Origin of the sequence: Thermogladius sp. KZ2Tp1, assembly GCF_051131135.1 — an archaeon.
GTDB lineage: Archaea > Thermoproteota > Thermoprotei_A > Sulfolobales > Desulfurococcaceae > Thermogladius.
This window is the reverse complement of sequence record NZ_CP151274.1, coordinates 679,859-695,554: the sequence shown is the minus strand read 5'-3', so window position 1 is coordinate 695,554 and position 15,696 is coordinate 679,859. Positions and strand designations below refer to the sequence as shown.

Here is a 15,696-nt window from a genome sequence, read left to right as displayed (position 1 = left end):
TTTTAAGAGCTTTTCACGAATAGGAAATTGCTGTTATGTCTATCCTTTAGTCTAAACCCCAATTGCATGAAGGCGCTTACCGCTTTCACATCTCTACCCAACAGTTCTACGAATAGGTACTTGGTTTTACTAAGAGTTTTCACAATCCCCGGCAGAGCCTCCATCACATGTCCCTCAATGTCTATTTTCAGGAAGTCAATTCTCTCCAACCCCTCAGTTATGTCGTCGAGAGTATTTGTTGCAACAACATATTTCGGTTTGCACTTTGTACTCTGCTTTATTATATGTGCTGTTTCGAGCCCTAACTGAGAGACACCTCCAATGGGTATACACATCTCGGCATACCCCTTACTTCGGCTAATAGCACTATTCACTAACACCACTTTATCAGAGTATTCATTCAGCCTTACATTGGCCATCAGAGAAAGGAAGTTGAGCAGCAAAGGCTCTATAGCTACAACCCGTTCAACCTCATCCTTCTTACAAGCAAACACCGTGTACTTGCCTATATAGGCACCAACATCAACAACGATTCCTTTTGCATAAGGTAAGAACCATGTTCTAAGCTCATAATCTTCTTCTAAAGCGACATGGAACAAGTCAGAAGTGTTAGCCCTCACTATAAAGTAGGGAGCGCATCCATGCTGTTCCTCTAATCTTCTTGAACCCCCAGAAATTAATCGTATGAGAGAAAATAGCCCTTAGTAGCCCAACCATGGCAGTCATATTTACAGCGTTCACATTCTATATAATCATGAACTTGCGTATAACAGCTTGAAACTTAGCTTAAATGTTCACGCGTATTTTGAAAAGTCCTGAATCATATACTATGTCACTTTTGCTATTCAAAATGGACTCAACACTATTAAAATCTAGAAACAGTGTATTGTGATACACAATGTATTTTTCCAGTGGGGACTCTACATAAACTCCATTATACACCTTTTCAACGAATTCTTTCACAAACCCTTTAGATAATAAATATGCGTTTAAACTAGCTTGCCCTCCAATCAGATATGTACAGAAGGGGATAGCGTGTCTTAACTCCATAAAGGCAAAATGTATCGAACCTGAGGGAGAACCTATGCACTGATGCATCTCGTAATACTTAGCCATAAACGCAGCAGTAATAATTTCATTGGTGGAGTGTACTATAGTTACAGGGTTATTGTTTGTTAAGAACTCTAGTAAAGCTATATGTGATAAATAAGGAACTATTATTAGCAATAGGAGCATTGAGGATTTGATGAAGAATCGCATACGTGGAGTGACGTTTTTCACAAAAATCCGAGATAGACTTGCGATAGATGCAGGAACCAACATTACCATGATAGTACTAGTGAAATATAGTAATCTATGGAGAAAGGACCCCGGAATAAAGTTTAATGGAAGTGATCCCACTAATGCTCCAGCCATAATTATTAAGACTCTATTCTTGAGCGAGTCCCTACTTTTGACCATAGCGATTACGTATATTAACGTGAACAACCCTAACATGAATAAACTTATATAGCGATAAATAGCCATAGCCTTGTAGAATAAATCAACATCATATATTAGGACTGTAGCTACTGGTGGCAAAGACTGTAGTTTGGCTTCACCAAGGAGTTCCACTAACACGGATCTAATAAGGCTCTCAAAGTTCAAGTTCCATACTATGAAGAGGATGATAACACTTATGGAGAGCAACGGTAAACCCAGCAATTCTCTTGATCTCTTAATTAGTACGAAGAGCATCATAGCCGACATTACACTAACTACGATTAACGAAGTTAAGGGATGAGATGTTATTATGGTTACCGATAAAATCAGTAAGGTTATTAGATCTCGTACCGCTAGTTGATTCTTAAGAAGAGTTGAAATAAAAAGTAAGAATAGTGTAAGCGCGTATATTTGTGGGCAGAAGTGCAGTATCTTATAAGGATCGATTGTAGCATAAGCTATTATTGATGCTAATGCAATATTTTGAGCCCTCATTGGAAGTATCTTCTGACTGGCAGTGAGTATTGCTAAACCAAGCAGAAGATAATTTGCTACCATAAGTAGAACAGGTGCATCAAAGGAAGTCATACCTACAATATTAGAGAAAATGCCCTCTAAAAGCCATGTAGAAGGCCAATTGAAATAGCCACTCAGTGCAGACGCTTCTTCAAGTGATGTAATCTTACCGCTCACCATAAGTGATCCTATTGAGAACTCTAACCTAGGTTGATCTCCCACAACAAGCCCAAAAGCTAGGAGATTTAAAATTATGATCATATGCCACATGAACGTTAGAAGTACGGCAATAAAATTCAAATAGCGATTTTTCATTAGAAGAAAAATGCTTAAGAGAGCAAGGGTGACAAAAACTTTTATAGAGAATAGACCAGGATACAGGATGTAGGTTTTGCCATTAGCTATACTCTGAGATAAAACGTTATAGTTGATTACAGGGGTTGAGAATAAGATCTCCAACGAAGTAATCAGCAAAGCAAATAACACGATTGCCTTAACGTCTCGCTTCATCTTTGATCACGAAAAGGACTTAAGGATCTTGTTAACTCTTTCAGCCACCTTTGACGGGTGGAAGAGTCTCCTACTTATACTGTATGCTCTATGAGATAACCTTTCGTAATTATCTACCACTTTTCCAACAGCCTTTACAAATGCATCCTCAGAATCTTCGCTAAACCCAATAGCGTAGCCTAATTCAATATGCTCCTTTAATGCAAATGCCTCTCTAACAACTGAGGGCATGGCAGAGGCAGCAGCTTCAGCTACAGGTAGACAGAAGCTTTCCCAATAAGATGCTGTTACTAGTATATTGGAATGCTGATAAATCTCTAATAACCTACTACCGTCAACAAAGCCGTGGATAAAAATCCTGTTGCTTAAGCCCTGTCTGCGAATCATATACCGGAGATAGTTTAATAAGGAGCCGCTACCAACTACGTGTAGCGACACGTCACCAAAATCTCTTAGTACGCTAGGGAACCACTCAATTAATTTGTGAACCCCCTTCAACCTTTCCAGTCTACCAACATATAACAATCTTAATTTTGATGGGTGTGATAGTCTTTGAATTCTCTCTTCACCTAGCTGGAAGTATTGTTCCATAACGGGATTATATATTAAGGCGATTCTTTTTGGTTTGAAGACATCTACTATTCTCTTGTACATATACTTTGATATAGCAGCATAAGCTCCCACGCTTCTAGAAACAAGGTATATCTCTGGATATGTTGCAAGGGCCTTCATATCTAATGGTTGAAACCTAATAACTATAGGTTCAAGGAATCCTTGTGGAATCACCAAAGTTCGCTCTAATAACCTTCTACTTTGTAAGCATAGCAATTCTGGAGCAGTAGATATTATGTAGTCTGGTTTATATACATCAACAACGTGCCTAACGAGAGCCTGCATTACGTAATGGTTAACTTTGCAGTTGAAAACTATTATTTTCGTATTTAAAGCTTTTTCAACATTTATAAGACTAGCTCGAAGAATAGGGTTTGCAGGGAATAGAGTTTTCGTGTAATCATTAAGGTATTTAATGAAGTAAAGAGCATTAGAAGGGCCCCCTATTCCAAAGCATGGTGCTATAATTAGTAGCTTCGGCTTTGTCATTTTTCTTAACCCTGCATCTAATCTAATGATTTATGACAAAACATATAGTCAGGCCGAGTCTTGAAACACACGTATGAAAATTTCGTTAATAAGTGTTTTAACGCGTAATACGTATCCTTCCTAAACTCTATGAGTATTGCTGGTGAGCACTTGTCAAGACACTCTATTCCTCCTTTTAGAACATCTACCTCTGCACCTTCAACGTCGATCTTTATTATGTCCGGGCATCCATAGGTTCGAACTATGTCATCAAGTGTTAAAGCTTGAACCCGCTGAACGCTAACATGTTTGATTGGTCTTTTAATGGTGTGACGCCCCGAATACTCACTTAAATATAATGATATTTCGCCCCTAGTATCAGATAGAGCAACATTTAACAATACAATGTTTCTCATTCTGTTTAGAACCACATTATACTTAAGAACATGATAATTTAGTTTAGCAGGTTCTACACATACCACTTGCCAACTCGGCTTAAGCTTAGCCATCAGAAGACAATATTTACCTATGTGGGCTCCTACATCTATGAATAATCCCTTATGTTTATTCTTAACTTGGCTTAAAACTTCATGCATGTTTTCTAACTCAAAATAAGGTGATAGTACATTTAGGGCCTCTAAATCGGGAACCAAATATATTAAGTTTAGCGATTTATCGAAGTAAAATGCTCTATTACTTAGTATGCACTTTGAGATTATTTTGTGTAAATGTTCATTTACGATTTTAATAATTCTAGTTGAACTGATAGGATAAGTAAACCATTTTATTAGAAGATCTATCAATAACCATATAGCAACTTTTTTAGAATTTATTCTTCTAGTTAGCAGAATCGTATTTAGGAGCTCAATCTTTCTATATTGTAAAAATCTTGCAAATTTCATGAAGATCATCGGTTTGCCTTGATAGTAAAGAGGCTGCCACCTTTAGGTAAAGTTTAGCTGTAGAATGCCATGATGGAACTGCTACACTGTTAACATGATAATCTCTTTTAACCCCCTCAATTAACTTAAGAGCTAGACTACGTGAGAAATCATATGATTCTATATTCGCCAATAGATTGTTCAAGTTTGCTAAAGCTAAGTACTCTGGGTTCCCACCAACGTTTGTTGCTACCACGGGTGTTCCGCATGCCAGCGATTCTGGGGTGATTAGAGGGCCTCCCTCCGAGTACGAGGGTACTACTGTTAGGTCTGCCGCGTTGTAGAGTAGGGGTAGTTTATCTTGTTGCACGTAGCCCAGGAACCCCACGTTGTTCTCGAGTCCAAGGCTTTTAACCATCACCTCAACGTACTCTTTGTAGCTTTTAGGGCCTATTCTACCGGCTACCAGAAGAGTTATATTCTCTCCGTAAACCCTCTTCACCATCGCAAGTGCTTTTATAAGCATGTGGGTGCCTTTTATCGGCCCGGGGTTCACATGGAGCAAGACCTTGTCCTTGAGCTTAACTCTAAACACCTCCTCAACCACTGTTTTAGCATAGTCCTTGTTCATAGGCTTAAACAAGTCCTTATCAACACCGTTTAAGATAGAGAAAACTCTGTGACTCGGCACACCAGCGTTCACGAGCTCCCTCTTCGTGTTCTTCGATACAGCCGATATAAGCGTGTTATTTAGCTGGGCCACGGTTCTTAATTGTGATATTTCAATATCGAATGATAAGCGAATACCCATCATATACCTGATTTTTTCAAGTCCAGCAATTGGATGGTACTTCATGTACTTCAATTCATTAAAATATGTTCCATGAACAGTAACTATTATGGGTAATTCTGTTTTCAGGAAACGTGAAATTATCGATAACCATCCTGGATGGATCATTATAGCATCCGGTTTTTCGCGTGTTACTATCTTCTTTATTTTCTCTGAAACAGCTAAAGCGTAGAAGTAAGAAGAGAAGGGGGGTAACATGAGATTCACGTTAAGTATTTCCACGTTGCTCTCCTCAAGTGTTTTCAAGATTTCGGGTGAAGATCTTTCAAATGTTACGACTATGTTCTCTACACCGATCTTATTAAACGCTTTAACTAGGCCAGTAACTACGTTAGATACTCCTCCAGGGATAAGTGGTTGAACAATATGTAAGATTTTCATTTAGTTTGCACCGAGGTTAACAGTTCTTCGTATAAACGTCTCGTGATAAGTTCCTCGTTAACAAGCTTTCTACCCCTTACCCCGCGTGACAGGCTCTCCTCTCTGAACATGTGTAGTATAGGGTTATTGGGTGTGTACACGCAATCCCACCCCTTGAGAATCAGTTGGATGCCCACATACTGCTCATTGCCAGGAGCTCTTCTCAGCTTTGGATGCTCTGGGAATTTCGCGTTCTCTATGGCCCCCTTCCTAAAAGCCATGTTTACTCCCCTAAACGGTAATGAGTAGCATTCTTTGCTCGGTATGCAGGGGCCGTGCTTAACGTAGTAGTCCTTGCCTATGTAGACCCCGCACCAGTACTTCTCTAGGATTGGCAGTGGTTTCTCGAATAGCGGTCTTGTTAAGTATCTATAGAGTTTCACGTGAGCCCTGTCATCGGGTGTGGGCATCAACCTGAGATTTTCAAGGTCAATGTATATATCTCTGCTGGAGACGCATCCAACTCCGCTTCCGTAAACCTCGAATAATTTAACGTATCTTTCAACCCACTTCGGCAGGGCTATTGCATCGTCATCCGTAAACACCACTATATCCCCTGAAGCAGCTTTTCTACCCATGTTCAAAGCCCTTGTAAAGAAGCCTTCCACCTGCTCAAGGATCACACACCTCAGGCCATGACGTTCACACGTACTCTCTAGGTATAACACATTCACGTTCTTAGCGACTATCACAACCTCGTAGGGTCTAAGGGTTTGCGTAGATAGGCTTTTGATGAGATACTTTAATCTCTCAATATCCGTCGTCGGAACAACAATAGAAACTCTGTCCATAGAAGCCTTAATCAGTTATCAACTCGAATATCGGAGATTGCCGAAGATAAGTAGGTTGTTAACCGGCATTGCTGGTATAGCAAAGCCAACCATCGGCTAAGCACGACTCTAACCTTGCAACCCCCTCTAATGAGCCTATCGACTAGATGGGTGGCTGTGGACCCTACTACACCAGCAGCTAAGAGTACTCTGCCCATACTGTCATCTAGCTGTGTAAATGCTTAGTAGCTTACTCACTATCTCATCCCAGGTAAACACCGATTTCCTACCCTCCATCCCCAACCTTACACTTAACTCCCTATCTTGCACTAATGCTATCATAGCTTCGGCAAGCGCTTTGGGGTCTCTGGGCGGTACTAGAAGCCCGTTAACCATGTGCTTAACCCTATAGGGTATGCCACCAACCGAGGAGGCTATAACAGGCTTGGATCTCGCCCAAGCCTCTGATATAACCATTGGGTAGACCTCAACGTAATCACTTATGCTAGGTAGGACAACACATACCGACCCGTCTATAGCCCCTACCTTATCCTCCTCGCTAATGAAGCCCGGGAAGAGCACGTATTTATCCACGCCTAGACTACGCGCTAGCTCTACGTAAGGCCTTTTATCGCCAGTTCCTGCAATGACCAACCTGAGATCCACTTTACTAACAACTATGCGCATAGCCCTAAGCAGCACGTCGATACCCTTCAACGGGTGAAGCCTACCAACGTAGAGCACATAGTCACCGTCTACGCCGTATTTTTGCCTAAACGATTTTCCGGCATGATCATGCTCTACGAACCACTTTGGTACCCCATCTGGTACGTACTCAACGTTTACACCGAGTTTACTCTCAATTAACTCCTTGTCCCTGAGACTACGAGCTAAACGGATATCAGCAGAGCTCAAAGCTCTCTTAAGCATGGTATCAGAGTATAACGAGCCTAGTAGTCTAATCAAAGCGCTCGGGTGATCTTTTAAAGCGTCAACAGCCATGAAGTGCATCGCTGTTATAATATTAAGTTTCTTAGCCTGCTCAATCACCTTCACAGTAAAGAGGCTGTTTTGACTGTGGCCGTGCACAACGTCAGCATCTCTCAAAACACTTCTTGGAACTTCGATAGGGTATGTTAAATCCGGGTATCCAAGTCTAGTAGACTTAACCCTGTGAATATGCACACCGCTAATAACCTCCTCTCTAGGCCTACCCTCAGCACCGTAGTTGCTTGTCACCACGTGAACCTCGTGGCCAAGCCTAGCCATGCCCTCGGCCAGCGCCTTAACCACGTTTTCCAGGCCGCCGACCACGGGCCAGTAGTGGTGAAATATGTGTATTATTTTCACGTTAGCCCATCCCTTATTCCTTTTAGTACTGTTTTGATGTAATGTGGCCTGTATAGTGTGAGTATTACCGCTGTGTTTAGCATATACCAGGTCTTAATCATTGGCGACTTAACCCACTTGGCGATGAATTTTGTGTGGTTCCTGCTTTTCCAGTACATCCTCTCCCTCATGCTCATCTTCGGCCTGTCACCGCCTTCTTCGAGGGCTAGATGGTACACGTAGGCCCGGGGTACGAGTATTAGTTTGTAGCCCAGTTTCCTTATCTGCATCTGTAGGTCGCTCTCCTCCCTGAACGCCGTCGGTGTTTCGAAAACCCTGCTGTACCTGACCCTGTCTAGCAATTCGCCGCGTATCATGAAGAAATGTGTTAGGTATTCTGCGTATCTTGGCCCGTTCCTCACGTCTAGGAATATGTAGCCCGTTATCTTCGTTACCGCGTCTGCTATCGGTATTGGTGTGTTTAGGAAGAAGTCCGGGTCAACGGCCCTCTTCCTCAACGGAATTACTCTACCACCCACCGCGCCTACGTCCGGGTACCGATCTAGATATGCTTTCATCATCCTAACGACATCTCTACCTGGTAACAAGTAGTCGTCATCGACCATTAGACCATATCTACAATTGTTCCTGAATGCCAACTCTAGTAACTTATTTCGAGCATTTACCGAACCAAGCCTGCCCTTATTGAGCACATAAGTAACCTTGTCATCATACTTCGAGAGCACACGTTCATACTTGACTAGTGTATCTTCGTTTGAAGCCTCGGCAACTACAATAACACCATCGACACCCCTAGCCTCCAGCCACCTAGGCAAAGTCATACCAACGATACTAGGCCTATCGTACGACGGCATCAATACACAGGCCATAACCCGCCTCCAACCCCATTGTAAGTCACCGCATAGACCTCACGGCCCTTACCGGTTATGTACTCGGCTACGTGCTTAACCACGTCCTCGACACCGCCGACCACGGGGTGGTAGAAGGGCGCTACGTGGACTATCTTCATTTCCTCGCTAATACTACGATTCTCCTTGCTAGTGATGGTATTTTTGAAAATAGCTTGTCTAGGTGTGCTAGCTCCCCAAGTTCTACTTCTGAAGGTACACTCACCTTGACTACTGTGAAGCGCCGGTATTGGAGTAGCTCTCTTAGAGCTCTAAACGCTAAGGGCTTCGTGTGCCCGCTAGGGTTGGAGAATCTCCTCGCCCTCCAGGATGCACCCACGTTGGTAACTCTGTATGCTACCACCTCTCTATGGGTGTCGTCTCGGGCTCTCCGACTTTTTCTGCTACTATGACGATTAGCTGTCTTAGTGATGGTACTAGCTTTACGAGGGGGTATGCTAGTAGTCTTGCCGCGTTCGTTCTGGTCGGGTTGGCAAGCGCGTGTTTAGCCAAGTTCGGGTAACTGGGAGGCGAGAGGTGTTGCCTAGGTTCCCTGACGTCGACGTACGTTAGATCGTTTATTGCCGAGTAGTAGCTTCTAATTATCTCGAAGCCGTTTGCGGCGAGTAGTTCCTCCACCTCGTTTTTCGTATACTCGTGTACGTGAACCCTGTACTGTGGTTGTACACCCGGTAGCAGCCTTAGCCTCCCGAATAGGGGTTGCTGTCGAGTATTTGGTAGTATAGCTAGCCGCGTTAGGTGCTTCACGACTTTCTCTGCTTTCTCCACACTAGTTCCTTGGTCCACAGGTTTCTGACCATCGCGGTTATTAGGAAGGCTTGTGTCGCTGTCCACGCCCTGTAGGGCTTGTAGAGGAGTAGTAGTGCCCCCAGTGCTAGTGTGGCCGCGGGGAGTACCGCGCCCGCGGCTGCCGAGGCTGCGAGCAGCGCCGCCGCCAGGAGTAGCAACCAGGGGTTCACCAGGTGGAGGTAGGCCTCCGCTAGGAGCACCGCCTTGAAGCGCCCCGGGGCCCTCGAGCCCCTCAGCCGCCTCAACGCCTTGGCGAAGCTCTGCACCAGGTGCTGCGCCCTCCTGGTCCTCCAGGCCGCGTAGCCCCTCCCCGGGACGTACTCCACGCAGGTGAGGCCCTCGGGCGTTATAGCCCTGAACCCCGCGAGGGCGGCCGCTACCGCCGTGTAGCTGTCGTCCGCGCCGACGTCCGTGGGGAACCCGCCGATCTCCTCGAGAAACCCCCTCTTGAACGCCGCCAGCTCCCCGTGGAAGACGGGGGTTGACCAGGCCTTGCTCTCCGCGAGCCTGACGGTGTTGTAGAAGCCCCTGTAGGCCTCCTCCACCCCGGGCACAGCCCCGCCCCCCGGCAGCTTGAGGCAGGAAACCGCGGCCACCCTCTCGTCCGACAGCCACTTCACGGCCTCGCTCAGAGCGCTCCTCGGCCAGAGGGAGTCCGCGTCCGTCACCACCACGACCTCGCCCCCCGCCCGCCTCAGAGCCTCGTTGAGGGCGGGGGCCTTCCCCCTCCTAGCGGGCTCGACTACCACCTCCACCCTCAGGTCCCCGTGTCTCCCAGCCCACTCCCTAGCGGCCTCCGCAGTCCCGTCGCCGCTAGCGCCGTCGACCACCAGCACCTCCAGCAGCTCCCTCGGGTAGTCCTGCTCGTAGACGTTCTCCAGCTTGCCCTCTATCAACCCCCTCTCCATGTACGTCGGGACGACGACCGTCACCCGGGGCCTGTAGCCCGGGTCAAGCCTCAGGCCCCAAGGGCGGCCGAGCCACCTCGCCTTCAAGTAGGCGTAGTAGGCCAGGGGGAAGGCGAAGTGGGCCAGGGAGAGGGCCAGGCCCGCCGCGCCGAGGGCGTCTACCAGCCCCATGGACTCCCGAGGGCTACCCCTCGCCCCCGTGCTCCTCGTTGGGGGCCTCCAGCTCCACCACCTCCCCCCTCCCTACGGCCTCGGCCACCTCCTCGATCGACAGCAACCTGCCGGGTGCCTGCCTCGGGGCTAGCACTCTGAAGCCCCTCTCCCTCAGGAGGCTGAACGCGCCGGGGCCCACCTCGCCGACGACGACCGCGCCGACGCCCCTCCTCGCCAGCTCCTCGACTATGGCCCTAGCCCTCCCGTACCCCTCCCTCCCCAGCCCCGGGTTCTCGAAGACCTCGACTACCCTGTAGCCCCCCTCGCCGACCTCCACCACTGCGAAGTGCCTCGCTCTCCCGAAGTGCGGGGACAGGAGCAGCCCCCTGCCGGTCTTGACTACAGGCGAGGCGAACCTCATACCCCTACCCGTAGAACCTGTAGAGGGTGGGGAGGTTGAGGTAGAATATGCCCAGGGTGAGCAGCCTCGAGGCCTTGGACACCAGTTCCCCCAGCCTGCCCCAGCCCTCGGCCAGGGCGACTATAGCCCCATAGAAGAGGGCCCTACCCCTGAGCGTGTAGAGCTCTATCTCGAGGAAGACCTCCCTCAGGACCGCCCTGAGCGTGGGGGACTTGACCACCCCCCACCTCCTCAGGGCTAGCAGGAGGCCCCGGCTATGTGCCGGCAGCCTCCTCCAGGCGCCGTGGCGGAGGGCCTTCCTAAGGTACTTCTCGACCACGGAGCCGTCCACTCTCTCCGGTAGCAGCACCCTCGCCACAACCTCTCTAGCCCTATACTCGACCTCCCTACTGAGGCCCTCGACCGCCCTCTCCAGAAGGCCCTCCGCCACGAGGGTCATGAGGTAGCACACCAGGCAAGACATCTTGATGGAGGCGGCGAGAATAAAAAGCTTTCACTGGAAGCGGGGGCCCCCTAACTTTCGCCCCACTGGGCTCCTCAACAGCCGGCCTTAGGGTAGGGTGGTCTAGTGGAGGAGTTCGTCGCTGCCTCTCTAGCCCTCCTAGCTACGCTCGCGGGCTTCGGGCTCGTGCTGGCCTCGGTCATCAACGCCGAGGGGGCTCTCAGCGGGGTGGAGTACCAGTGCGGGAGGCTCGCCTACGTGGCCTACAGCGGCGGCTACGTGTACGCCTACTACCAGGGATGCCCCGCCGCGCTGAAGAGCGGGGTCGAGGCCTACGTCAGCGGGTCGTGGACACTCGTGGACAGGCTGGTGGACGGGGCGCTCGTGAGGGCCCCTAGCAGCGACGGGAGGCTCGTGCTCGAGACGAGTAGAGGGGCCCTGGTGGCGTCGCCTTGAGAGCGGTCAGCACAGTGGTGGGCCTCTACCTCGCCCTCATAGCGATGGTAGTCGTGGGCCTGGCGGTAGCCGGGAAGCTGTTGGAGTTCTCGAACACCTTCGACTACGCCGCCAGTAGAGCGGGGGGTGCGCTGGGGGAGGCCTCGAGCCCGCCCCTGATGACGCTCGCCCTGTCCGGGGACACCCTCTACCTGAACGTCACGCCCCTCAGGCCCTTCACCCTCAAGCACCTCTTGCTGGAGTACTCGAACGGGACCGTGGACGTGAGGGAGCTGGACCTGCCGGTCCTCAACTCGACGCTGCTACCCCTTGTACGCGGCTACAGCGGGGAGGTTTTCAGGCCCATCCTGGTGACGGGGAACGGCGCCACCTACGTCTACACGCCCGGTAGAGACCCCCTACTCGCCTCCCTCAACCCTGCCCTGGCGGGGAGGGCGTTCATAGACCGGGACGTCGTGGACTCCCTGAGAGTTGCCGGCCCCCTAGTGTGGGGTCCCGCGGGCCTCAGAGAGGTCTACGACCCACTGAGCAACTCGCCCCTGCTGGTACTCTCGGGCTCCAGCCCCCTCAACTACACGAGGGTCAGGCTCGGCACGCAACTGACCTTGTACCTGACCGTGAAACAGGCTGGCTGGCCATACAACAGCTGCCCCGCAGTGTACTTCGACATCGGCGGCTGGGCGGTCATCCCCTGCTCCCTCCAGGAGGCCGGCTTCTTCGACAAGGTCTTCTACTACAAGAGGCTGGACCTGGGGGGCTACCCCGTCGACCTCTACATAGAGGTCTACGGCCTCAGCAAGGGCTACGTGTACTACTGGTACCCCAGCCTGGAGTCGGGCACCACCATACCCCTGGCGTCCTTCTACGTGGCCCTCAGGTTCAAGCCTGCCGGCCCCTACGCCCTGCTACTCAACGGGACCGCCTCTGTCGAGGTCCGCTTACCCGCAATAGTCTTCCCCCCGAACCCCACTGTGACCGTCCCCTTCTACGTCCCCGGCACCAACGCGTGCGACGCTGTGCTGGACGACTACCTCGGCCTCCCGACCCTTACCCCCGTAGTGCTCGCCCCCTACTCCACCTTCATCTCGAACGCCAGCCTCAACGCCTACGTGGTCAAGACAGGGGTGTCGGGGGGCTTCAACTCCACCAGGCTGTACTCCTTCACCAACGCGACCGTCATATCCTCGCTCCCGGGGAGGCCCTTCTACACGGCCAACGCGGCGGGTGTCTTCTCCACGAGCGACTACCTTGTAGTCCTAGCGGCGGGCACCTACTTGTTCCCGCCGCTCACAGAGCAGGTAGCCGTAGCCAGCGTAGCCGTGACCCTGGCGCTCGACACCCTCACCGTGGCCCCACCCCCCTACGTCGCCGCCCCCGTCCCCGAGTCCTTCAACGCCACTGTAGAGAGACTCGTCGACTACAGCCCCCCACCCCTCCTCCAGAAGCCGTGGTACACGCTGGGCTACAAGGTCGTGTCGGACTACCTGACTCCGAGGGCCCTCCTCAACGTCAGCGCGGCTGGGGGAGTCCGAGTAGAGCTCGGGTACGGGTCGTCCACAGTCCTCTACGCGCCGACCCGCGACCTCATAGTACTGGACACGCTCGCGCGCACGCCGGTGGAGTCCTCCTGGAACCTGACGTGCACTGGGAGCAGCGTCCCGTCTACTGTCGGAAGCCCGCTGTACTTCAACTTGACCGCCTACGCCGTGAGACTAGGCCTCCCAGCACCCCCCGCCCCTATAGTCCTGTCACTCTACAACGGCTCAGCTACGTTGAGGGTGTTCGTCTCCCCCGCAAGGCCACCGGTAGTACTGTCGTACGGGGGGTACGATCAGCCCTTGTACGCCTACGCTTACAGGGGCTACAACGTGACGCTGGTCAACACGTACAACGCCAGCCTCCAGGCCGTACTGGTGAGGCTGCGCCCATGGAACGGGGTCTTGGTCTACGACATGGGTTCCAGCCCTGTACTGAGCTTTGTTCTGAGCCCTGGCCTCAACAGCCTCGAGCTCCCGGCGTGGCTCGAGAAAGGGTTCTACGCCCTAGTGGTTAAACCGGTAGATGAAGCGACCCCGGGGGTAGTCAGCGGCCTGTCAGTCCTCTACGTTATTTAAACACCCAATTCAAGGAGCCCGCGGGCGCCCCTCTCCGCGCCGACCAAACACGTTTAAATAATTGCGTGTAATGATTTTATATATTGGCGAGTGCGCTATGTACGCGTTAACGAAGGTACAAGCCGTACTGATCGTTATCGTAATCGTTCTAGCAGCGATAGGCGTGGCGATGTACTTCGCGACCTCTAAACCCTCAGCGCCCCCCACGACCACCCCGCCCGCGACGACAACGACTACTACGACCACGACCACCACTACGACCACCACGACAACGACTACTACGCCGGCCGTTCCAACCCTCACCATAGGCAACACTACTATCAGGGTTTCCAGCGACCTGGCAAACTTCGTCGCCGCGTGCAAGTCCGGGAGTATACCGGCTGGCAGCGTCGAGATAATATTCGGCCACGCCCTGGCTAGCAACGAGATACCGGCCTTCAACAAGGTTATACAGGACTTCATGAAGGAGTACCCGTGCATCAAGGTCACCGTTAAGCCCTACGCCGACATGAACTCCCTGAAGTCCGCTGTGATAGCCGCCGTGGCCGTGGGGCAGCCGGGCGCCGGCCCGGACGTTTTCACGTGGGCCCACGACTGGATAGGCAGCTTCGCCGACGCCGGTAGGATAGTCGCCCTGGACAAGTACCTGCCGCCCGAGTCGATCCAGGACATCAGGGCCCAGCTCCTACCCGTGGCCGGCGCGGCCGTCACGTACAAGCTCAAGATGTACGGCGTACCATACGCTGGCGAGGCCATAGCCTTGATCATAAACAAGAAGATGGTCTCGACGCCCCCGACCACATTCGACGAGATGAAGGCCATAATGCAGCAGTTCTACAACCCGGCGCAGGAGAAGTACGGGCTGGCGTACCAGATAGACCCCTACCACATATACCCGTGGATAACAGCGTTCGGAGGGTACTGGTACGACCAGTTAACCGACACGATAGGTGTCAACTCGACGCAGACGAAAGAGGGCCTGGTATTCTTCATCGAGAACATACTGCCCTACCTCTACTACCAGGACCTGGGCGCACCCACTCAGCCCAACCTGTTCTTCACCGAGAAGGCCCCAATGATCATAACAGGCCCCTGGAACCTGGCCGGCATAAACCAGACCATCGGTCTTAACAACGTGATCGTCGAGGCGATACCGCCGATCATCGTAAACAACACAAAGTACATACCAAAGCCGTTCAGCGGTTTCAGGAACATGTACATAACAGCCCTGGCTGAGCAGGGCGGCAAGAACAGGGTGCTTGCGTCCATACTCTTCACCCTCTACGTCGGGCTCAACGACGACGACCTCAAGACTCTCATGGTCGAGAACGGCTACGTCCCCGTCAAACTGAGCGTTCTACAGTACCTCGAGGCCAACAAGGACAAGTACCCCATCGTCTACGGCTTCGCTCAGGCGGTCATCAACAGTACCCCGATGCCGAACTCGCCCAAGATGGACGTCGTGTGGAACGTGGGCACCTACCTGAACGCCGTCATAAACGCGTACACCAGTGCCATGAGCGCCGGTAAGCCGCAGAGCGAGGCTATACAGGCAGCCGTAGCCCAGGTCGGGCCGCAGCTAGACCAGGCCTACGCCGCTATAGTGCAGGCCCTGTCTACGTTGACCACGTAGCTTTTTTCCCGAC

General features: G+C 51.0%; 15 protein-coding genes and 1 pseudogene. 3 read left to right on the top strand and 13 right to left on the bottom strand.

Features of this window, described 5'->3' with window-relative positions; all coding sequences use genetic code 11:
- Positions 1 to 2: 2 nt before the first annotated feature.
- The 13 genes and pseudogenes from WLZ34_RS03935 to WLZ34_RS03875 all read right to left on the bottom strand — a co-directional run bounded on the left by WLZ34_RS03935 (position 3) and on the right by WLZ34_RS03875 (position 11,501).
- Positions 3 to 620, bottom strand: coding sequence for an FkbM family methyltransferase (locus WLZ34_RS03935; protein WP_434730813.1), 618 nt, complete (start codon positions 618 to 620; stop codon positions 3 to 5).
- Between the two features lie 166 nt (positions 621 to 786).
- Entirely contained in the window at positions 787 to 2,259 is a 1,473-nt protein-coding gene (locus WLZ34_RS03930) for a hypothetical protein (protein WP_434730812.1), read from the bottom strand.
- A gap of 255 nt (positions 2,260 to 2,514) precedes the next feature.
- A complete protein-coding gene (locus WLZ34_RS03925) occupies positions 2,515 to 3,609 on the bottom strand; it encodes a glycosyltransferase family 4 protein (RefSeq protein ID WP_434730811.1) in 1,095 nt (364 codons plus the stop codon).
- A gap of 17 nt (positions 3,610 to 3,626) precedes the next feature.
- Positions 3,627 to 4,499, bottom strand: coding sequence for an FkbM family methyltransferase (locus tag WLZ34_RS03920; protein ID WP_434730810.1), 873 nt, complete (start codon positions 4,497 to 4,499; stop codon positions 3,627 to 3,629).
- Positions 4,462 to 5,700, bottom strand: a complete 1,239-nt coding sequence (locus WLZ34_RS03915) for a glycosyltransferase family 4 protein (protein ID WP_434730809.1) — start codon at positions 5,698 to 5,700, stop codon at positions 4,462 to 4,464. The genes WLZ34_RS03920 and WLZ34_RS03915 overlap by 38 nt, the downstream gene beginning before the upstream one ends.
- Positions 5,697 to 6,530 carry a glycosyltransferase gene (locus WLZ34_RS03910; RefSeq protein ID WP_434730808.1) on the bottom strand — a complete coding sequence of 278 codons (834 nt, stop codon included), beginning with the start codon at positions 6,528 to 6,530 and terminating at the stop codon, positions 5,697 to 5,699. Before WLZ34_RS03910 ends, WLZ34_RS03915 begins: the two co-directional genes overlap by 4 nt.
- A 201-nt stretch (positions 6,531 to 6,731) precedes the next feature.
- Positions 6,732 to 7,859, bottom strand: a complete 1,128-nt coding sequence (locus WLZ34_RS03905) for a glycosyltransferase family 4 protein (protein ID WP_434730807.1) — start codon at positions 7,857 to 7,859, stop codon at positions 6,732 to 6,734.
- Positions 7,856 to 8,674 (bottom strand): glycosyltransferase family 2 protein, encoded by an 819-nt coding sequence (locus WLZ34_RS03900; protein ID WP_434730806.1) that lies wholly within the window; start codon positions 8,672 to 8,674, stop codon positions 7,856 to 7,858. The genes WLZ34_RS03905 and WLZ34_RS03900 overlap by 4 nt, the downstream gene beginning before the upstream one ends.
- A gap of 71 nt (positions 8,675 to 8,745) precedes the next feature.
- A pseudogene (locus WLZ34_RS03895) lies at positions 8,746 to 8,868 on the bottom strand (glycosyltransferase family 4 protein); the annotation flags it as partial.
- 235 nt (positions 8,869 to 9,103) lie between these two features.
- Positions 9,104 to 9,535, bottom strand: coding sequence for a hypothetical protein (locus WLZ34_RS03890; protein WP_434730805.1), 432 nt, complete (start codon positions 9,533 to 9,535; stop codon positions 9,104 to 9,106).
- Positions 9,511 to 10,635: a glycosyltransferase gene (locus WLZ34_RS03885; protein ID WP_434730804.1), complete on the bottom strand. Its 1,125-nt coding sequence runs from the start codon at positions 10,633 to 10,635 to the stop codon at positions 9,511 to 9,513. The genes WLZ34_RS03890 and WLZ34_RS03885 overlap by 25 nt, the downstream gene beginning before the upstream one ends.
- Positions 10,636 to 10,648: 13 nt before the next feature.
- Positions 10,649 to 11,038 carry a NifB/NifX family molybdenum-iron cluster-binding protein gene (locus WLZ34_RS03880; RefSeq protein WP_434730803.1) on the bottom strand — a complete coding sequence of 130 codons (390 nt, stop codon included), beginning with the start codon at positions 11,036 to 11,038 and terminating at the stop codon, positions 10,649 to 10,651.
- 4 nt (positions 11,039 to 11,042) lie between these two features.
- Positions 11,043 to 11,501: a hypothetical protein gene (locus WLZ34_RS03875; RefSeq protein WP_434730802.1), complete on the bottom strand. Its 459-nt coding sequence runs from the start codon at positions 11,499 to 11,501 to the stop codon at positions 11,043 to 11,045.
- Between the two features lie 105 nt (positions 11,502 to 11,606).
- Between WLZ34_RS03875 and WLZ34_RS03870 the strand changes: the two genes are divergently transcribed.
- The 3 genes from WLZ34_RS03870 (at position 11,607) to WLZ34_RS03860 (ending at position 15,683) form a co-directional block, all read left to right on the top strand.
- The gene (locus tag WLZ34_RS03870) at positions 11,607 to 11,936 is read left to right on the top strand and encodes a hypothetical protein (protein WP_434730801.1); all 330 of its coding nucleotides are present in this window, start codon (positions 11,607 to 11,609) and stop codon (positions 11,934 to 11,936) included.
- Complete coding sequence (locus tag WLZ34_RS03865) at positions 11,933 to 14,050, top strand: hypothetical protein (RefSeq protein ID WP_434730800.1); 2,118 nt, start codon at positions 11,933 to 11,935, stop codon at positions 14,048 to 14,050. The genes WLZ34_RS03870 and WLZ34_RS03865 overlap by 4 nt, the downstream gene beginning before the upstream one ends.
- A gap of 97 nt (positions 14,051 to 14,147) precedes the next feature.
- Positions 14,148 to 15,683, top strand: coding sequence for an extracellular solute-binding protein (locus tag WLZ34_RS03860; protein WP_434730799.1), 1,536 nt, complete (start codon positions 14,148 to 14,150; stop codon positions 15,681 to 15,683).
- Positions 15,684 to 15,696: the final 13 nt, after the last annotated feature.